This window comes from Hyphomicrobium sp. MC8b (assembly GCF_905067615.1).
Classification (GTDB): Bacteria; Pseudomonadota; Alphaproteobacteria; order Rhizobiales; family Hyphomicrobiaceae; genus Hyphomicrobium_B.
Window position 1 is genome coordinate 2,992,319 of the sequence record NZ_LR898465.1, and the last position, 18,929, is coordinate 3,011,247.

The 18,929-nt window shown below is 61.7% G+C and carries 19 protein-coding genes; 7 read left to right on the plus strand and 12 right to left on the minus strand.

The window, feature by feature from the left end; translation table 11 throughout:
- The first annotated feature begins 10 nt into the window (after positions 1-10).
- From ACLB1Z_RS14595 to ACLB1Z_RS14615, 5 genes are all read left to right on the plus strand, one after another.
- Positions 11-1,465, plus strand: a complete 1,455-nt coding sequence (locus ACLB1Z_RS14595) for an NAD-dependent succinate-semialdehyde dehydrogenase (protein WP_409560493.1) — start codon at positions 11-13, stop codon at positions 1,463-1,465.
- A 93-nt stretch (positions 1,466-1,558) separates the two neighbouring features.
- On the plus strand, positions 1,559-2,854 hold the full coding sequence (gene gabT / locus ACLB1Z_RS14600; protein WP_409560494.1) for a 4-aminobutyrate--2-oxoglutarate transaminase: 1,296 nt from the start codon (positions 1,559-1,561) through the stop codon (positions 2,852-2,854).
- Positions 2,855-2,923: 69 nt separating this feature from the next.
- On the plus strand, positions 2,924-4,246 hold the full coding sequence (locus ACLB1Z_RS14605; RefSeq protein ID WP_409560495.1) for an aspartate aminotransferase family protein: 1,323 nt from the start codon (positions 2,924-2,926) through the stop codon (positions 4,244-4,246).
- An 80-nt stretch (positions 4,247-4,326) separates the two neighbouring features.
- The gene (locus tag ACLB1Z_RS14610) at positions 4,327-5,823 is read left to right on the plus strand and encodes a CoA-acylating methylmalonate-semialdehyde dehydrogenase (RefSeq protein ID WP_409560496.1); all 1,497 of its coding nucleotides are present in this window, start codon (positions 4,327-4,329) and stop codon (positions 5,821-5,823) included.
- A gap of 156 nt (positions 5,824-5,979) precedes the next feature.
- The gene (locus tag ACLB1Z_RS14615) at positions 5,980-7,584 is read left to right on the plus strand and encodes a globin-coupled sensor protein (RefSeq protein WP_409560497.1); all 1,605 of its coding nucleotides are present in this window, start codon (positions 5,980-5,982) and stop codon (positions 7,582-7,584) included.
- An 82-nt stretch (positions 7,585-7,666) separates the two neighbouring features.
- On the opposite strand, the gene ACLB1Z_RS14620 is transcribed toward ACLB1Z_RS14615, so the two are convergent.
- The 3 genes from ACLB1Z_RS14620 to ald all read right to left on the minus strand — a co-directional run bounded on the left by ACLB1Z_RS14620 (position 7,667) and on the right by ald (position 9,854).
- Positions 7,667-7,906 carry a cysteine rich repeat-containing protein gene (locus ACLB1Z_RS14620; protein ID WP_409560498.1) on the minus strand — a complete coding sequence of 80 codons (240 nt, stop codon included), beginning with the start codon at positions 7,904-7,906 and terminating at the stop codon, positions 7,667-7,669.
- A gap of 178 nt (positions 7,907-8,084) precedes the next feature.
- Positions 8,085-8,444: a hypothetical protein gene (locus ACLB1Z_RS14625; RefSeq protein ID WP_013948378.1), complete on the minus strand. Its 360-nt coding sequence runs from the start codon at positions 8,442-8,444 to the stop codon at positions 8,085-8,087.
- 285 nt (positions 8,445-8,729) lie between these two features.
- Entirely contained in the window at positions 8,730-9,854 is a 1,125-nt protein-coding gene (gene ald, locus ACLB1Z_RS14630) for an alanine dehydrogenase (protein WP_409560499.1), read from the minus strand.
- Positions 9,855-9,995: 141 nt separating this feature from the next.
- Between ald and ACLB1Z_RS14635 the strand changes: the two genes are divergently transcribed.
- On the plus strand, positions 9,996-10,475 hold the full coding sequence (locus ACLB1Z_RS14635) for an Lrp/AsnC family transcriptional regulator (protein WP_013948381.1): 480 nt from the start codon (positions 9,996-9,998) through the stop codon (positions 10,473-10,475).
- A 112-nt stretch (positions 10,476-10,587) separates the two neighbouring features.
- On the opposite strand, the gene ACLB1Z_RS14640 is transcribed toward ACLB1Z_RS14635, so the two are convergent.
- The 9 genes from ACLB1Z_RS14640 to ACLB1Z_RS14680 form a co-directional block, all read right to left on the minus strand.
- On the minus strand, positions 10,588-11,946 hold the full coding sequence (locus tag ACLB1Z_RS14640) for a murein L,D-transpeptidase (protein WP_409560500.1): 1,359 nt from the start codon (positions 11,944-11,946) through the stop codon (positions 10,588-10,590).
- Between the two features lie 231 nt (positions 11,947-12,177).
- Positions 12,178-13,188: a thiamine-phosphate kinase gene (gene thiL, locus ACLB1Z_RS14645; protein ID WP_409560501.1), complete on the minus strand. Its 1,011-nt coding sequence runs from the start codon at positions 13,186-13,188 to the stop codon at positions 12,178-12,180.
- Between the two features lie 57 nt (positions 13,189-13,245).
- Positions 13,246-13,749, minus strand: coding sequence for a transcription antitermination factor NusB (nusB, locus tag ACLB1Z_RS14650; RefSeq protein WP_013948384.1), 504 nt, complete (start codon positions 13,747-13,749; stop codon positions 13,246-13,248).
- Positions 13,746-14,249, minus strand: coding sequence for a 6,7-dimethyl-8-ribityllumazine synthase (gene ribH / locus ACLB1Z_RS14655; RefSeq protein ID WP_013948385.1), 504 nt, complete (start codon positions 14,247-14,249; stop codon positions 13,746-13,748). The genes nusB and ribH overlap by 4 nt, the downstream gene beginning before the upstream one ends.
- Before the next feature lie 8 nt (positions 14,250-14,257).
- Positions 14,258-15,406 carry a 3,4-dihydroxy-2-butanone-4-phosphate synthase gene (gene ribB / locus ACLB1Z_RS14660; RefSeq protein ID WP_409560502.1) on the minus strand — a complete coding sequence of 383 codons (1,149 nt, stop codon included), beginning with the start codon at positions 15,404-15,406 and terminating at the stop codon, positions 14,258-14,260.
- On the minus strand, positions 15,406-15,999 hold the full coding sequence (locus ACLB1Z_RS14665) for a riboflavin synthase (protein ID WP_013948387.1): 594 nt from the start codon (positions 15,997-15,999) through the stop codon (positions 15,406-15,408). The genes ribB and ACLB1Z_RS14665 overlap by 1 nt, the downstream gene beginning before the upstream one ends.
- Before the next feature lie 4 nt (positions 16,000-16,003).
- Positions 16,004-17,128 (minus strand): bifunctional diaminohydroxyphosphoribosylaminopyrimidine deaminase/5-amino-6-(5-phosphoribosylamino)uracil reductase RibD, encoded by a 1,125-nt coding sequence (ribD, locus tag ACLB1Z_RS14670; protein WP_409560503.1) that lies wholly within the window; start codon positions 17,126-17,128, stop codon positions 16,004-16,006.
- A gap of 5 nt (positions 17,129-17,133) precedes the next feature.
- The gene (gene nrdR, locus ACLB1Z_RS14675) at positions 17,134-17,661 is read right to left on the minus strand and encodes a transcriptional regulator NrdR (RefSeq protein ID WP_013948389.1); all 528 of its coding nucleotides are present in this window, start codon (positions 17,659-17,661) and stop codon (positions 17,134-17,136) included.
- Between the two features lie 112 nt (positions 17,662-17,773).
- The gene (locus ACLB1Z_RS14680) at positions 17,774-18,214 is read right to left on the minus strand and encodes a winged helix-turn-helix transcriptional regulator (protein ID WP_409560504.1); all 441 of its coding nucleotides are present in this window, start codon (positions 18,212-18,214) and stop codon (positions 17,774-17,776) included.
- A 94-nt stretch (positions 18,215-18,308) separates the two neighbouring features.
- On the opposite strand from ACLB1Z_RS14680, the gene ACLB1Z_RS14685 reads away from it, so the two are divergent.
- Positions 18,309-18,893 carry a flavodoxin family protein gene (locus ACLB1Z_RS14685; protein WP_409560505.1) on the plus strand — a complete coding sequence of 195 codons (585 nt, stop codon included), beginning with the start codon at positions 18,309-18,311 and terminating at the stop codon, positions 18,891-18,893.
- The last annotated feature ends 36 nt before the right edge of the window (positions 18,894-18,929 follow it).

Below are 18,929 nucleotides of genomic sequence, written 5' to 3' on the forward strand. Positions count from 1 at the left end.
AGGCAGTGAAATGAACGTAAAGCCATCGACGCCCTTCCCCTCCGCCGCCTTCATCGACGGCGAGTGGGTCACCTCAAAGAAGACATTTCCGGTCGTGGATCCGGCGACGGGCGAAAAGCTCGTCGATGTGCCGGACCTGACGCCCGACGACGCAAAGCGCGCCATCGACGCCGCGCACAAGGCCTTCCCGGCATGGGCCGCGAAGCCCGCAAAGGAACGCGCGCAAATCCTGCGCAAGTGGTTCGACCTCATCATCGCGGATACCGAAGCGCTTGCTCAGTTGATGACGGCCGAGCAAGGCAAACCGCTGACGGAATCGCGCGGCGAAGTCGCTTATGGCGCGTCGTTCATCGAGTGGTTCGCGGAAGAAGGAAAGCGCGCCTACGGGCACACGATCCCAACGACGGTCGCTTCGCGCCGCTACCTCACGATCAAGCAACCCATCGGCGTATGCGCGGCGATTACGCCGTGGAACTTTCCGATCGCGATGATCACCCGCAAGGTTGGCTGCGCCCTGGCTGCCGGTTGCACGATCGTCGTGAAGCCGTCGGAAGAGACGCCGCTGTGTGCGCTGGCGCTTGCGAAGCTCGCGCAGGACGCAGGTGTTCCGGCGGGCGTATTCAACGTCATCACGACGATGGACGGCCCCGGCATCGGCAAGGTGCTGACGGCGGATGACCGCGTGCGCAAGTTGACGTTCACAGGCTCGACGGAAGTCGGCCGCATTCTCTATCGTCAGTGTGCCGACACCATCAAAAAGCTGACGCTCGAACTCGGCGGCAACGCGCCGCTCATCATTTTCGACGATGCCGATCTGAAGCAGGCGGTCGCCGGAACGATGGCGTCGAAGTTCCGCAACGCGGGCCAGACGTGCGTCTGCGCCAACCGCATCCTCGTGCAGGCAGGCATCTTCGACAAGTTCGTTGCAGCCCTGAAAGAGGAAGCCGCGAAGCTCGTCGTGGCGCCCGGCCGTGATGCCAAATCGACGGTCGGACCGCTGATTAATGCGGAAGCCATCGACAAGGTGAAGTCGCTGCTTTCCGGTGCGGTCTCCGAAGGCGCCAAGATCGAGATCGGTGGCAAGCCGGACAATCACGGCGCGCTCTTCTTCGAGCCGACCATCGTGACTGGTGTCACCACCGCCATGACGATCGCGAACGAAGAGATCTTCGGGCCGGTCGCCTCGCTCATCAAATTCGAGACGGAAGCCGACGCGATCCGCATCGCCAACAGCACGCCGTTTGGCCTCGCGGCTTACCTCTTCAGCCAGAATGTCTCGCGCGCTTGGCGCGTGGCTGAAGCACTCGAAGCCGGCATGATCGGCGTCAACGAAGGCGTGTTCTCGAACGAGGTCGCGCCGTTCGGCGGCATCAAGCAGTCGGGTCTCGGCCGCGAGGGCGCGGACGAAGGCCTCAACGAATATCTCGAGACAAAAATGATCGCCCTTGGCGGCATCAACGCCTAGCAGTCAAGTTTCGGCGGGGCATTTCGATTAATGCTCCGCCGAAAAAGCATTGAACCCTCTTTCGCTCACCCATCGAACCACGAAGGATCGTCCATGGCTACCTCAGCCGAGCTTCAGGCCCGTCGCGTCGCCGCTGTCCCACGCGGCGTCGGAAACGTGACGCAAATCTTTGCCAAGACCGCGAAGAACGCCGAGATCTGGAGCGAGGACGGCAAGCGCTATATCGATTTCGGTGCGGGCATCGCGGTCGTCAACACAGGCCATCAGCACCCTCGCCTCATCAAGGCCATTGAGGAGCAGCTCAAGGCTTTCAGTCACGTCTGCTTCCAGGTGACGCCGTACGAAAACTATGTGAGCCTTGCGGAACGGCTCAACGCCATTGCTCCAATCGCCGGTCCGGCCAAGACGATGCTGGCATCAACGGGTGCTGAAGCCGTCGAGAACGCCGTCAAAGTGGCGCGCGCATTCACAGGACGTCCCGGCATCGTTTCGTTTGCGGGCGGCTTCCATGGCCGCACGCTGATGGGCATGGCGCTGACGGGCAAGGTCGTTCCTTATAAGAAGGGCTACGGACCGTTTCCGCCGGACGTCTATAATGTCGAATTCCCGAACGTCTTCCACGGCGGCAGCACGGGACAGAGCATCCGCAGCCTGAAGTCGCTGTTCAAACATTCGGTCGATCCGTCGAACATCGCCGGTATCATCATCGAGCCGGTGCAAGGCGAAGGCGGCTTCAATATCGTGCCGAAGGAATTCATGGTCGCACTGCGCGAGCTTTGTGACGACCACGGTATTCTGCTGATCGCGGATGAAATCCAGACGGGCTTTGCACGTACTGGCAAGATGTTCGCGATGGAGCATTTCGGCGTGAAGGCCGACGTCGTCACAATGGCGAAGGGCCTCGCGGGCGGGATGCCGCTGTCGGCGATCGTCGGCCGCGCGGACGTCATGGATGCTTCCAATCCCGGTGGCCTCGGCGGCACTTATGCAGGCAATCCGGTCGCGTGTGCGTCGGCCCATGCCGTGCTCGACGTCATTCACGACGAGAAGCTCTGCGACCGCGCCAACGCAATCGGCAAGATCATCATGGATCGCTGCTCGGCGCTGCAGGCCAATTCGAACCTCAACTGCATCGGCGACGTCCGCGGCCTCGGCGCCATGTGCGCGGTCGAGCTTGTGAAAGACAAGGCGAGCGGCGAACCGGCGCCGGAATTGACGAGCGCATTGCTCAAGGCGGCGAGCGACCGCGGCCTCATTCTTCTTTCGTGCGGCACGTACGGAAACGTCATTCGCTTCCTGGTGCCGCTGACTGCCAGCGACGAACTCGTTCGCGAGGGCATGGACGTGTTCGAATCGGCACTCACCGACGCCGTCACCAAGGTAGCTTGATATTTGGACTCGCTTTCGGCGGCTGGCTCCCCGGAGGGGAGTCGCCGGGAGCCAACAAAGGACTCGCCTATGAACGTACAGATCAAGCCCAACGACCTCGCATCCTTCTGGATGCCGTTTACCGCCAACAAGCAGTTCAAGGCGAACCCGCGGCTCTTCGTCGGCGCCAAGGACATGCATTATGTGACGAACGATGGCCGCAAGGTGCTCGACGGCACATCGGGTCTCTGGTGCGTAAACGCCGGACACTGCCGTCCGAAGATTGCCGAAGCGATCAAAGCCCAGGTCGAGACTCTCGACTTCGCAGGCACGTTCCAGATGGGCCACAACAAGGCCTTCGAGGCCGCGAATCGGCTGACGGCCATCGCGCCGAAGGGCTTCGATCATGTGTTCTTCACCAACTCCGGTTCGGAGTCGGTCGAGACGGCACTGAAGATGGCGATCGCCTATCATCGCGCCAAGGGCAACGGTACCAAGGTGCGCCTGATCGGCCGCGAACGCGGCTATCATGGTGTCAACTTCGGCGGCATGTCGGTCGGCGGCATCGGCCCCAACCGCAAGATGTTCGGTGCGCTCGTCGCGGGCGTTGATCATATGCGGCACACGCACGATCTGGCGAAGAACGCTTTCACGCGCGGCGAGCCGGAGCACGGAGCGGAGCTTGCGGACGATCTGGAACGCCTCGTTGCGCTGCATGACGCTTCAACCATCGCCGCCGTCATCGTCGAGCCGGTTGCGTGCTCGACGGGCGTGCTGATCCCGCCGAAGGGATATCTGAAGCGCCTCGAAGCCATCGCCAAGAAGCACGACATTCTGCTGATCGCCGACGAAGTCATCACGGGCTTCGGCCGTCTCGGCGTGCCGTTCGGTTCCGACTATTTTGGCATCTCGCCGGATATCATCACAACGGCGAAGGGCGTGACGAACGGCACGATTCCGATGGGCGCCGTGTTCGTCAAATCGCACATCCACGACGCCTTCATGAACGGCCCTGATTGGATGATCGACTTCTTCCATGGATATACGTATTCGGGCCATCCAGTCGCCGCGGCAGCCGCCATCGGCACGCTCGACACGTATGCGGAAGAAGGCCTGCTGACGCGCGCCGCAGAGCTGGCACCCTACTGGGAAGAACGCGTCCACGCACTAAAGGGCCTGCCGCATATCATCGATGTGCGCAACATCGGCCTCATCGGCGCGGTCGAGTTCGCGCCCGATCCGGAGCAGCCCGGCAAGCGGGCGTTCGACCGTTTCGTCAAAGCATTCGAGGCCGGTATTCTGGTTCGCCAGACGGGCGACATCATCGCGCTGTCGCCGCCGCTCGTCATTTCGAAGTCCGAGATCGACCAGTTGTTCGACACCTTCACGAAGGTGCTGAAGGAGACGAACTAATTCACTTGTCATCCCCGAACGCGATCGCTGCGCTCTCGTGTTCGAGGATGACGAAAGTCAAAACGAGGATTCCTTTCCCAATGCACATGATCGAGAACGCCATCAACGGGCGCCGCTCACCTGCTCACGCCGAGCGCACGCAGGCTGTCTTCAATCCGGCGACTGGCGAAGAAGTTGCGCGCCTGCCGCTGTCGAAAGTCGACGATCTCAACGCCGCCGTCTCTGCCGCGAAGAAAGCCGCACTGACCTGGGGCACGACGCCGCCGATGAAGCGCGTGCGTCCGCTTTTCAAGTTCAAGGAGCTGCTGGAAAAGAACGCCGATGAGATCGCACGCGCGATTTCACGCGAACACGGCAAGACGCACGCCGACTCGCTCGGTGAGCTGGCGCGCGGCATCGATGTCGTCGATTTCGCCTGCGGGATTCCGCATCTTTTGAAGGGCGAATTCAGCCGCAACGTCGGCCCGGACATCGACAGCTGGTCGGACCGGCAGCCGCTTGGCGTCGTTGCGGGCATCACGCCCTTCAACTTCCCCGCCATGGTGCCGATGTGGATGTTCCCCGTCGCTATCGCGTGCGGCAATGCTTTCATCCTGAAGCCGTCCGAACGCGATCCGTCGGCACCGATGCTGATCTGGGAGCTGTTCCAGCAGGCCGGTCTGCCGGACGGCGTGTTCAACGTCGTGCACGGCGACAAGACGATCGTCGATGCGATTCTCGATCATCCCGATATCGCCGCCATCTCGTTCGTCGGCTCAACGCCCGTTGCGCAGTACATCTATGGCCGCGGAACCGCGAACGGCAAGCGCGTGCAGGCACTCGGCGGCGCCAAGAACCACATGATCGTGATGCCCGACGCCGACATGGACCAGGCGGTCGATGCGCTGATGGGCGCGGGCTACGGTTCCGCTGGCGAGCGCTGCATGGCGATCTCGGTTGCGGTTCCGGTTGGCGAGAAGACGGCCGACAAGCTTGTCGAGGCTCTGGCACCGCGCGTGCGCGCGCTGAAAGTCGGCCCGGCAACGGACCCTGAATCGGAGATGGGCCCGGTCGTCACGGCAGACGCAAAGCGCAAGATCACCTCGCTGATCGACAAGGGCGTCGCGGAAGGTGCGAAGCTCGTCGTCGATGGCCGCGGACTGACGCTGCAGGGCTACGAGAACGGCTTCTTCCTCGGCGGTACACTGTTCGACAACGTCACGCGCGACATGACGATCTACCGCGAAGAAATTTTCGGGCCGGTGCTCTCGGTCGTGCGCGCGAAGAACTACGATGAAGCCGCCGATCTCATCAACACGCACGAATATGGCAACGGTACCGCGATCTTCACGCGCGACGGCGATACGGCACGCGCGTTCGCAGACAAGATCGAGGTCGGCATGGTCGGCATCAACGTGCCGCTGCCGGTGCCGGTTGCCTATCACTCGTTCGGCGGCTGGAAGCGCTCGCTGTTCGGGGATCACGCGATTTACGGACCGGAAGGCGTGCACTTCTACACGCGTCTCAAGACAGTTACGGCGCGCTGGCCGGCCGGCATCCGCAAGGGTGCGGAGTTTAATTTTCCGAGCCTGAAGTAAAATTGGATGAGTGAGCGGCAGATGAGCCCGCTCACTCCCTCCTTATTCTAAAGTACTGCGGCACATCAGAAATTTCTTCCTGACTTTAAGGCTGGCACAAGCCCTGCGTCCTTAGTTCATCGCAGCATGAACTCAAGTTCGCGAGATCCTTTGCCAATGCACCAACCTGCTAAGACCGCTCACCCGGCAAATTCCGGCGCCGATCTCGACGGCCGCCTTTCTTTCCTGGAACTGGATGAGCTTACGACCTCGCAGCTTCGCGACCTCAAGCCGCTTCTCATGCGGCATCTCCCCGTCGCTCTCGATAAATTCTATGCGAAGATCAAAGCCACGCCGGAACTCAAGCGCTTCTTCGCTGACGACGCGCATATCGCGCGCGCCAAGTCCGCTCAGCTCGGTCACTGGGGCGCGATAAGCGCGGGCAAGATCGATGAGACGTATGTCGGCAATGTTCGCCGCATCGGCCAAACACACGCCAGGATCGGACTTGAGCCGCGATGGTACATCGGCGGCTACACGCTGCTGCTTGAACATCTCTTCGCGGCGATCATCGAGGAGAGCAAGCCAAAAAGCCTTCTCTCCTTCAATCAGCAGACGACGCATCAGAACCTGCTCAATAAACTCATCGCGCTTACGAAAGCGGTGATGCTCGACATGGATTATTCCATTTCGACGTACATTGAGGCGGCGGAAAGCGCCCGGCTCAAGGCCGAGGCGGAGCAACAGCAGGCACAGGCCGAAGCCGCGAAGCGCCAGCGGGAAGCAGACGCGGACCGCCTGCGCGTTGAAGAAGAGGTTGCGGCCGAGCGCGCGCACGTCCTCGATGCGATCACGTCGGGCCTCTCAGAGCTTGCCAAGCAGAACCTGTCGTACCGCATCGGCGCGGCGTTGCCGCCACAGTTCGAACGCGTGCGCGATGATTTCAATTCGGCGAGCGGTCAGCTCGATCAAGCCTTGCAGGTCGTTCTACAGCGCATCAGCGGCATTACGGCAGCGACCGAGCAGATCCTCGCGGCGTCCGAGAACCTTTCGCGGCGAGCCCAGACCACGGCCGCCTCTCTCGAAGAGTCGGCGGCGGCACTCGAAGAAACCGCCGTCTCGGTGCAAAGCACGGCGACCTCGACGACCAGCATGCAGGACATCATAACGCGCGCCAGCAGCCAGGCGTCCGACGGCGGAAAGATCGTCGATGAGGCGATCGAGGCCGTCTCGAAAATCGAGAGTTCGTCGAAGCAGATCGGGCATATCATCAGCGTCATCGACGACATCGCGTTCCAGACGAACCTGCTGGCGCTCAATGCGGGCGTCGAAGCCGCCCGTGCGGGCGAGCATGGCCGCGGCTTCGCGGTCGTGGCATCGGAAGTGCGCGCGCTCGCACAGCGGTCGGCCGAGTCGGCGCGCGAGATCAAAGATCTGATTTCGACGGCGCAGCAAAATGTCAGCGACGGCGTGAGGCTGGTGACGAGCACCGGACATGTGTTCGGAGAGATTGCCAAAGCCGTCACACAGGTGAACACGGTCATGGCCGAGATCGCGGCGGGAGCACAAGAGCAGGCATCCGCGCTTGCCGAAGTCAGCAGCGCCGTCGCGACGATGGATCACGACACGCAAGAGAATGCGGCGATGGCCGAAGAGCTGACGTCATCGACGAACGTGCTGGCTTCGGAAACGAGCGATCTCAAATCTCTCGCCACGGCATTCAAGACGTCTGATTCCGCTCACGCCGTCGCAAAGAGCGCACGGCTCCGCGTCGTCGGCTGAGCGTACAAACCCGAACAAAAACAGAAGCGGCGCCGCGATCCTTGGGATCGGGCGCCGCCGTCATTTGCAAAATCGGCAACGGTTACTTGGCCTTTGCGGCCCACGCTGCCACGCGCTGTTTGCACGTATCGGAAAGGTCAGCTTGATGCTCCGTCAGGCAGCCGCGTATCTTGCTCTTCTCGTGTGGAACGCTCGTGCAGAATTTCTGGATGTCGGCCCTGCAGGCACCTTTCCCGCCGTTGGGAGGCGTGGCGCTATCGGCTGCCAGAGATGCCGCAGAACCCAGCGTTGCGGCAGCGGCGAACACCAACAAAAATTTCATACCATCTCCTTGCTGATCGTTATGGCCAATGGTCTTGGCAAGGCCGGAGAAACCGAGCGGGCGAAGCACACGAGATCCTGCACGCACCGCCCCGCTAGCGGCGTACGTCCCGCGCTGTGCGCCTTCCTTTAAGGAAAGCGCACAGTCGCTCATTCGGCATCACTGCCGAATGTCTGATTTAGCGGAGATAGGGGCAGACGCGTTCGACGCCGCGGCGGTCGATATAGGTGCCCGTGCGATAGCTGAAGTCGGGGAAGTCACGCGCGCAGCGATCCATGTCGCGCGGTGCGGCGCGATGCTCGGAAATAGCGGCTGCGATGATTGCGCCGCCGATAAGGCCGCCGACCAATGCGCCAGGACCCCAGCCCCAACCGCCATGGCCGCGCCAATAAACGTGGGTGACGGCGCCAGCGTCTTTCGAAAGCGCCGGAACGCCGGTTCCGAACGGCGCGGCAGCAGCTTGCTCAGTCGCAGCAAAAGTCGCCGTCATGGTGGCGGCAATGAGAGAAGAAGCGATAACTTTTTTGAATTTCGTCATATTACGTTTCCACCGTAACGAAGTGTCTGATCCGCCTAACGCGGTGGACGGAAGAGATCCGTCGCTTGCCCTGAAATGATCACAAGTCCTGATGATTCGTTGCTGAACACGATGGACTCGCTTCGCGACATTTCGAAGGCGATGAGCGCAGTACACTCTCTCCGCGATGAAGCTGCGGTGAATTACAAAATTACAAAAAAGAAAGCCGGTCGCTCCGGGGGGAAGAAGCGACCGGCTGGTCACCGCCGGTGAGGGATCCGGCGGCACGGGGGTTCGATGTTCTAACTACTCAGCGGCGTGACGAAAGTTCCGGCTGCCTTCTACCGTGTCAAAGCCCAGCGACGCAGCAACAACAGAGTGCATGATACGGCCGCCTTTGACGTTCAATCCTGCTGCGAGATGGGGATCGCGATCGAATGCTGCAAGCCCCTGCTCTGCGAGTTTCATCACGAATGGCAGCGTTGCGTTGTTCAATGCCTGAGCCGACGTGACGGGCACAGCGCCCGGCATGTTGGCGACGCAGTAGTGAATGATGCCGTCGACTTCAAACGTCGGCTGCGCGTGCGTTGTCGGCTTCGACGTTTCGAAGCAGCCGCCCTGATCGATCGCGACGTCAACGAGCACGGCGCCCTTCTTCATGTCTTTCAGCATCGCACGATTGACGAGCTTCGGTGCGCTCGCACCGGCGACAAGCACCGCGCCGACGACGACGTCTGCGGCGAGAACTTCGGTCTCGATCGTTTCCATCGTCGAAGCGAGCGTGCGCACGCGACCTTCAAACAGCTCATCGAGCTGGCGCAAACGCGGAAGCGACCGGTCAATGATCGACACGTCGGCACCGAGACCGGCCGCCATCCGCGCTGCATGCGTACCGACGACCCCGCCGCCGAGTACAACGACCTTTGCGGGCTTCACACCCGGGACGCCGCCCATCAGAACGCCGCGTCCGCCGGTAGGGCGACGCAGGGCCTGAGCTGCGGCTTCAATCGAAAGACGGCCAGCAACTTCGCTCATCGGCGCGAGAAGCGGCAGCGAGCCGTTGGCGTCGGTGACCGTCTCGTAAGCGATGGCCGTCGCGCCCGATTCCATCAGGCCGATGGCCTGCTGCGCATCGGGAGCGAGATGCAAATAGGTGAACAGGATCTGATCGGGCTTCAGGCGCTTCCACTCGACCTTCTGCGGCTCCTTGACCTTCACGATCATCTGGGAGTCGAAGAAAACTTCTTCGGCCGATTTGACGATGCGGGCGCCCGCCTTTTCGTAGGCCGCATCGTCGGCGAAAATGCCGGCACCGGCACCCGACTGAACGATCACTTCGTGGCCGCGAGCTGCCAGTTCGCGAACCGAACCCGGCACTAGGCCGACCCGAAACTCATCGCTCTTAATTTCCGTGGGAACACCGATGCGCATGATCCGCTCCTGTAAAGCGCAGCTTCCGATCTTCTACAGTGTAGGTTGACACAGGCCCGCGGCCGTTACTCTGCGATTTTTGTTGTGCTCAACAGCGTTTTTGATGAAAATCTGCGAAAATGGCGGGATAGGCGCAGAAAAATGGCTGAAGTTCCTTTGGATGCGCTGGATAAGGCCATCTTGGCGGCCCTTCTGGTTGACGGCCGTCAGAGCCAAGTCGACCTCGCTGAGCGTGTTCCTCTATCGCCGACGGCCATCGCGCGGCGGATCAAGGCGCTCGAACAGTCCGGAGTGATCGACGGCTACCAGGCGCGGGTCAACCGCAAGGCCCTGGGGCTCAGCATGATGGCCGTGGTCCAGATCAGCCTCGAAAGCCAAAGCCAGGAACTGCTGGAGGCCTTCGAGAAGGCAGCCGCGGCGGCGCCCTCGATCGTGTCCTGCTACATGATGTCGGGGCAGGACGATTATCTCATCACGGTGCTGGCGCGCGATCTCGCGGATTTCGAACGCATCCATAAGGAGCAGCTCTCACGGCTGCCGGGCGTGTCGCGGCTGCACTCGAGCTTTGTACTGCGCGAAGTCGCGAGCCGCTCGCTGCCGGTGTCCAGCCTGCTGCGCTGAGAAGATCCAGCGTGAGATGCGCCGAAGGCCCAATATTGCAAAGTAATTTTTGTGCCTGATCCCCGCCTTCGACACGCCTATGGCGTGCTCGGCCGAGGACGAAGCAATTAGATCAAGGCGCGAGCGCTGCAGCGGAGGCGGCATTGGGGGCGTCGCCGTCGTCACGTTCGTAGCCGGACTTCAGCGCCGAGCCGTCGCGGCCGTAAATGTCCTGGCGGAATTGCACCTCGCCGGTCGAGGGCTCGGCCCAGGCCGTGATGTAGACGAAGTGAACCGGCACGGGACGCGTCAGCTTCAGCTCCATCGGCTGGCCGAGGGCGAGCTGCTTGCGGACGCTGCCCGGCTCGCCCCAGCCGGGCTCGTTGTGCGCGATCCAATCCGCCAGATCGACGACATTCTGCACGCGCACGCACCCAGCGCTGAACGGACGGCTGCGCTGGTCGAACAGGGTCTTCATCGGCGTATCGTGCATGTAGACGCCGTACTGGTTCGTCATATCGAGACGCAGCAGACCGAGAGCGTTCTTCGCGCCGGGGTCTTGCCGGAAGCGATACGTTGCCGTCTGCGGCGACGACCAATCGACAGTCTTCGGATCAAGCTCTTGGCCATTACCCGTATAGACGCGGATGCCTTCATCGGAGAGGTAGCCCGGCTCTTTCTTGAGGCGCGGAATAAGGTCCAGCGTCGCGATGCTCTGCGGCACGTGCCAGTATGGGTAAAAATTGATGTTCCGGATCATCGCCGCAACTTCGGGGGTTTCGCGCTCGGGGCGGCCGACAATGGTGCGGAAACGCAGCTGCACCTCGAACTTGTCGACGGCCTCAGCCTGAAACGCCGGGATGTTGACGAGGACGTAGCGCTCCTCGACGTTCTGCATCAGGCCCTTGATGCGATCGTAGTTGAGCTTCAGCTCAGCGAGGCGCTGCTCGGCCGTGATGTTCAAAACCGGATAGACGGAGCGCTCGATGCGACCCGTTTCGCGCAAGCCGTTGCGCTTCTGAAAATGCTTCACGGCATCGGTCAGCTCGGAATCGAACGTCGTCGAGTCGTAATAGGTACTTTTGCTGGAGAGATCGCCAGTGATGCGAAGACGCTTGCGCAGGATAGGCACGCGGTCGTCGTCGTCGCCCTCGCGCATCATGCGGCCGGGTGGGACCAACGGCCAGCCGCCAGCGCTAACGATCTGCTGATAGTGTTCGATGGCCGCGGAAATCGCATTCAGCATCGTGTCGCTGCGCCAGGGCGTCGAGTCCGGCCGCAGGTCGTCGAGCCGCTGAGGCGCGCGGTCAATCGGTGCGCTGTTGGTGCTCGTGTCCGCGCCGTAGTTTCGCTGCAGCTGTTCCCATAGGCTTTGGGCGTGGCCGGTCGTCACGAAGCTTGGGACGAATTGGGCGAACGCAACAACGGCGCCAAGCACCGCAGCTCTGACAACAGAAGTCCCAAACCGCGTTGTCGAAATCAAATCTTTCATCCCCGCTTGCCCGGCTACCTCGTTCGACGCGCACCAATAGATAATACGCACCCGGTCGGCTTGCAGCCGCACACCGCCCTCAAACGCCACCGTCGTGCTATTTCAGCCACTTACCTGTCATCACGCATATGGCCAAACAGTGACGCGTTTCCAAGCCGTTTCCGTCTCGATCTCGCTGCGAAAGCCGATGCGATGTGGCATACATGCCGCGCGGAAGCGGTCCGAGTGTTGCTATCGCGCCGACCGGGAAAAATGGTCGTATCCAAACCGCTCAATCGCCATCGGGGTTCCGTCCGCATCGACGACCTGCAGCGAAATGTTCGCGTCGAGTGCACCAAGGTCACTCACGGCGATGCCTGCGGCTTGCGCCGCATTTCTGAAGTCCGCGATCGCCGCCGGGGCTACCGCGACCAGCAATTCGTAATCGTCGCCACCGCCAAGGATCGTTTCAGCGAGGGCCGGATCATGTGCCCGCGCCGAGGCTGCGGCCTTAGACAAAGGTATGAGATCGAAATGAAGCCTCAACCCCAGGCCGCCCGCAAGCCGGGTGAGATCCTTCATCAGGCCATCCGAGATATCGAGCGCGGCGGATGCGTGGGTGCGCAGCGCTTCGCCGAGCGCCAGCCGCGGCGTCGGGCGCAAGTAACGGTCTTCGAGAAAGGCGCGCTCAACGGACGTCAGGTGCGGGAACGCCGAGGGATCGGCATGAACGCGCAGACCCAGCGCGGAATCCCCGATTGTACCAGTGACGAACACGTGGTCGCCCGATGCCGCGCCCTGGCGACGAACGAATTTGCCCGTCGGCACCGCTCCGATGATCGTCACGCCAATCGAAAGCGGACCGGGCGTCATGTCGGTATCGCCGCCGATTAGATGACAGCCGAAGCGATCTTGCGCGGCGTGCAGGCCATTCGCAAAGTTGCTTATCCATTCCCGCATCGGCGGCCCGGGGAGCGCGAGGTTCAGCATGTAGGCAATGGGCTTCGCGCCCTTGGCGGCGAGATCGGAGGCGTTGACGGCGAGTGCCTTCCACGCAATGTCGGCGGGGTTGTCCGTCGGAAAGAAGTGCACGCCCGCGATAATCGGATCACTCGTGAAGACGAGATCGGTTTCGGGCTCGGGCGCAATCAGCGCGGCGTCGTCGCGCAGTTCAAATGCGCCCGGCGCGCCGCGCGTCAGCGGTGCGAGATAGGTCTGGATCAGATCGGTTTCGTTCGCGATCCGATCGCCTGAGGCAGACATTTTCGACGGCGCTGGCGGCATGCTCTCAACCCAACGCTTGGCTGCGGGCGAGACGTCTCAGGACGACGGCGTCACGCGCTTTGAAACGAATTCGTGGCCGCGAACGCGCCGCGCTAGTTTATCCAGGATGCCATTGACGACGCGTGGCTCTTCCTCGTCGAAGAAGGTATGCGCGACGTTGACATATTCGCTGATGGCGACGCGCGCGGGAACATCGCTGCGGTCCAGAATTTCTGCGACGCCCGCGCGGAGAATGGCGCGCAGGATCGAATCGACGCGTACGAGCCGCCAACCGGCTGCGAGCTGCTCGTCGATCATCGGATCAATCTCGCGCTGCCGACGGATCACCGCGCGCAAGATGTCAGCGAAGAAAACGCGATCTGCGGTCGCCAGCGTCTCGTTGCGATTGTCGCCTTCGAAGTGCTGCTCGATGAACTCAGCGATGACGTCGTTTACGTCCGTGCCCGCGACGTCCATCTGATAGAGTGCCTGGACAGCCGAAATGCGCGCAGCCGTGCGCGGCGTTATTTCTCCGACCTTTGGTTTGCCCTTGGCCGTCATACCTGCACGTCCCAGAATGCGCGTTTCGTCTCGATGAGGCGGAGGCACGCGCGCATGGCATCGCCGCCTTTGCCGTTGATGCCGCCTTCGGCGCGCGCCAGTGCCTGAGCGCGCGTTTCGACGGTGAGGATAGCATTGCCGACGGGAATGCACTGCTTCATCGCGACATCCATCAGCCAGTGATTGGCGTTGTTGCAGACGATGTCATAGTGGCCCGTTTCGCCTCGAATGACACAGCCCAAAGCGATGGCGCCGTCAAAGGTGGCGCGGCCGGCTGCGCGCGCTTCGGCGGCAGCAGCAAGCACCTGCGGAATTTCAAGCGCGCCCGGAACGGCAACCCGCTCGAACGTGACACCACGCTTGGCGCACTCGGCAATGGCGCCTTCGATCAGCAGATCGGCAATATCTTCATAGAAGCGCGCCTCGATCAGGAGGACGTGGGCGCGAATCTGGCCGGCGCCCTTGTCATCGTGCGGCGCTGCTGGCGTTTTCTGAACCATGGCTCGGGCTACTCGATTTTCCGTGTTCCGGTGACACGCAGCCCGAACGCCTCGAGGCCCACGTACACATGTTGCGGGGACGTCGTCAAAAGCACCATGTCCTTGACGCCGAGATCGGCAAGAATTTGCGAACCTATACCGATTTCAACCTGGCGGCGCTCCTTGCTCGCATCCGCCACCGCGCCCGGCGTCGACCGACGCGAAATCCATTCGGAAACGGACTTCGGACGAAGATCGCGGATCAAAACGATGACGCCACGGCCGTCAGCTTCGACGGCGCGCATCGCCTGCTCGATGGCGGTGCCATCTTCGCAATGCTGATCAATGCCGACGACGTCGGAGAGAACATTGACGGCATGCACACGCACGAGAACCGGGCCGCCCTTCGAGAGGTCGCCCTTGACGAGCGCCAAGTGTTCGCCTGGCTCGACCGTCGTATCGTAGACGACAAGATTGAAATCGCCTGCCGCCGTCGTCACCGGCGTCTGGGCGACGCGCTTGACGATGCGGTCATTCTTCAGGCGATAGGCGATGAGATCTTCGATCGAACCGATCTTCAGCCCATGGAACTGCGCGAAGGCTGTCAGGTCGGGAAGACGCGCCATCGTGCCGTTCTCGTTCATGATCTCACAGATCACGGCCGCCGGATTGAGCCCGGCAAGCTTGGCGAGATCGATCGAGGCTTCAGTATGGCCGGCTCGGACGAGAACGCCGCCTTCGCGCGCGATCAGCGGGAAGACGTGACCGGGCGAGACGATGTCGTTTGCCCCTTTCGTCGGATCAATGGCGGTCGCGATGGTGCGGGCGCGATCAAACGCTGAGATGCCCGTCGAGATGCCTTCGCGGGCTTCGATCGACGCGGTGAAAGCCGTGCGATTGCGCGAGCCGTTGTGGCGAACCATGTAATCGAGATTGAGCTCGGTCGCGCGCGTCTGCGTCAGCGATAGGCAGATCAGTCCACGGCCGTACTTGGCCATGAAGTTGATGGCATCGGGCGTCGCCATCTGCGCCGGGATGATGAGATCGCCTTCGTTCTCGCGATCTTCGGCATCGACGAGAATGACCATGCGGCCATTCTGCATGTCTTCGATGATCTCCTCGATCGACGACAGGACGCTGTCGCTGCGCACAGTCCGTAGGTTTGAAGGACCCGACATTAGGGGCGAAACTCCATCAGCCGCGCGACGTAGCGCGCGAAAACATCCACTTCCAGATTGACCAGATCGCCGGGGGTTTTCGCGCCCCAGGTCGTCACCGTCAAGGTATGCGGTATGAGATTGACGCCGAACCGGGTTTCCGCAACCTCATTGACGGTCAGCGAGGTTCCGTCCAACGCGACCGAACCCTTGGGCGCTATATAGCGGGAAAGATGCTCGGGCGCTTCCAAAAGAAAGCGTTTGCTGTCACCGTCCGGGGTAATTGAAATAATTTTGGCGACGCCGTCGACGTGCCCCGAGACGATATGCCCGCCAAGCTCGTCGCCCGCCCGGAGCGACCGTTCCAAATTGACGCGGCGGCCAGGCTGCCAGCTGTCGAGGGTGGTTTTGGCCAGAGTTTCATTCGAGACGTCGACGGTAAATTCGGCACCGGCCGAAATTGGTCTGATGTCCGTCGCCGTCAGGCAGACGCCGTTGCAGCAGATTGAAAGGCCTGTTTCTTCCGGCTTCAGGGGATAGGCCGTCCGCAGCGTAAAGCAGCCGCCAGAGCGCGCTATGACCTCGCCGACATCGGTGATCAATCCAGTAAACATGCGATCAGCGTCCTTCCCTATCTGCAAGGCGACGATAGCGCCACATCGTATCGGTGCCGATTGTCCGTCGTTCGACTGCGGTCATTCCAAGGTCTCCGACCCACCGCCGCATGGCCCTGTCGGCGGCAACGTCTGATGGGCTGCCCGCCATATAGAGCACGACCTCGTCCGCCAGCGCTGCATCCGCGAAGCCGCGCCAGATTCCCGGGCCGCCTTCGACCAGGAGGCGGGTGATGCCGCGCGCGACCAGCGCCTCCATGATCGATGGCAGCCATAACGTGTCGCCGACGACACCGACGTCGACGACCTCCGTGCCGCCGTCGGCGATGGCGCGTTTCTTCGCAGCGTCGCTTGCCGCCGACGTCATCAGCCAGACGGGAACGTCGCGGGCACTTTTGAAGAGCTTGGCTGCGAGCGGCAGATCGAGCGAACGCGAAAGCACGACGCGTACCGGCGAGCGATCCATGAGGCCCGGCAGGCGGCACGTCAGCTCCGGATCGTCATCGCGCACGGTGGCGCTGCCGACGAGGATCGCATCGAATTCTTTGCGCAGAAGCATGCCGTGACGGCGGGCGAGTTCGCCCGTGACCCAGACGGGCGCAGAGCCCGAGCCGCGCGCGATTTCGCCGTTGGCATCGAGCGCAAGTTTCAGAGTGACGAGCGGGCGGCGCTCGGTGATGCGGACGATGTGGCCGCGCGTGATCCAGCGGGCTTCCGACACACCGACGCCGCGCAAGACTTCGATGCCAGCATCGCGGAGACGATTGAGCCCCCGGCCCGCTACGCGCGGATCGGGATCTTCGATAGCGACGACGCAGCGTTTCAATCCAGCGGCAACAATGGCGTCGGCGCATGGCGCGGTACGGCCATAATGCGAGCATGGCTCCAGCGTCACATAAATCGTCGCGCCATGGGCTTTATCGCCGGCGAGCGCGATCGCCTGAGGTTCTGCGTGCGGGCGGCCGCCGCGCGCCGTCGTGCCGCGCGCGATCACTTCCCCGGTTTCTTCATTGACGATCACAGCGCCGACGGATGGATTAGGCGCAGTCGCACCAAGCCCGCGCTCGGCCATGCGCAGCGCAATCGCCATCATCTCGGCGTCGAACGCAGAACTTTTTCTTCGCGACATGTCGCTTAGTGCTTTTTCTCGGCGGCAAGCTCATCAAGCACGGGCGTGCCGAACCGTTCGTTAAGATCGAGCGGATCGTGGGTATCGCTCGCGAGTTCGCGTAGGACGGCGTGAAAATCCGCCGCATCGCGGAAGTCGCGATAGACGGAGGCGAAGCGGACATATGCGACCGGATCGAGGCCGCGCAAGGCTGCCATGACGAGTTCGCCGATCTCGGCCGAGGTAATTTCGGTTTCACCGGAGCTTTCGAGCTGGCGGACGAGGCCCGACACCAAGCGGTCGATGCGTTCGGGCTCGATGGGGCGCTTGCGCATCGCGACCGAGATCGACTTCGAGAGCTTGTCGCGATCGAACAGGACCTTGCGGCCGGAACGTTTGACAACCGTCAGCTCGCGCAACTGCACGCGCTCGAACGTCGTGAAGCGGCCGCCGCAATCGGAACAGATACGCCGACGCCTGATCGCGGAGTTCTCGTCCGACGGCCGACTATCCTTGACCTGGCTATCCTCGCTTCCACAGAAGGGACAGCGCATCCCGATTTCTCCTTAATTCAATACGTGCGTCGTATAGCACGGAGTGGCGCGTTATCCCTTACGGAAGCGCATTTGTGAACCAAATTCATATGGGTGAAAGAGTTCAAAGAACTCAAAGCTTCGATTGCCGGCTCTTAGGCCGATTCTGCTTTTTAAACTCCTCACGGGCCTTTTCGACTGCCTGGATATGCGTCTCAACCCACGAATCAAGCTTGCGCATCGCGTCGGCCAGAGAGAGGCCAAGCTCAGTCAGTTCGTATTCAACATGAGGAGGGACTTCCATGCGATCGATGCGTCGCACGAGCCCGTTGCTCTCAAGAGTACGCAAAGTTTGAGTCAGCATTTTTTGCGAGACACCCTCAACCAGCCGCATGAGTTCGCCGTTGCGCATTCGGCCGCGGCGTAACGCGGGCATGACGAGTAGCGTCCATTTGTCCGCCACGAGTTCAAGCAGGGCGCGCGACGGGCAAGCTTCCGCATAGATGTTCGCGGCGCGAGAACCCCGCTTTTCCGCATCGTCCTTCAACCTCTTGAATGGATCGGCGCCTGGCATGTTTGACCCATAGTTACCAAAAGGTGCGTACTTTACCGTCAGTTTCTAACCCGTATATGCGCCCCCGGCAGATCGCAAGTGCGGAGAACGCTAAATGACCACTATCGCCGTCGTCTATCACTCTGGATATGGCCACACCGCCGTCGTCGCGGAGTACGTGGCCAAAGGTGTAGAAACCGTCGCGGGCGCCACAGCCCGGCTTTATAAAGCTGACGACCTTACCGCGTCCGAACAAGGGCCTTGGGACGAGCTTGCGAATGCAGACGCCATCGTGTTCGGCGCGCCGACGTACATGGGCTCGGCTTCCGCCGTCATGAAGCAGTTCATGGATGCTTCCTCGAAGGTTTGGTACACGCGGGGCTGGAAAGACAAGATCGCGGCCGGCTTTACGAATTCGGCGAGCTGGTCGGGTGATAAGCTGTCAACGCTCACCCAGTTGGCGGTTTTTGCCGGTCAGCACGGAATGGTCTGGGTCGGCACGGGCATGATGCCGGGTTACAATTCAACGACGACGACGCCCGAAGCCATTAATCGCCTGGGATCGTTTCTCGGCCTCATGACGCAAGCGAATGCCGACGAAGGCGCTGATAAAGCGCCGCCACAACAGGACAGGAAGACAGCGGAACTCTTCGGGGCCCGCATCGCCGAAGCCGCCGCGCGCTGGAAGAAGGGCGCGTAAAGCCCCGATCACTCAGCTTCGCAGACATGAAAAAAG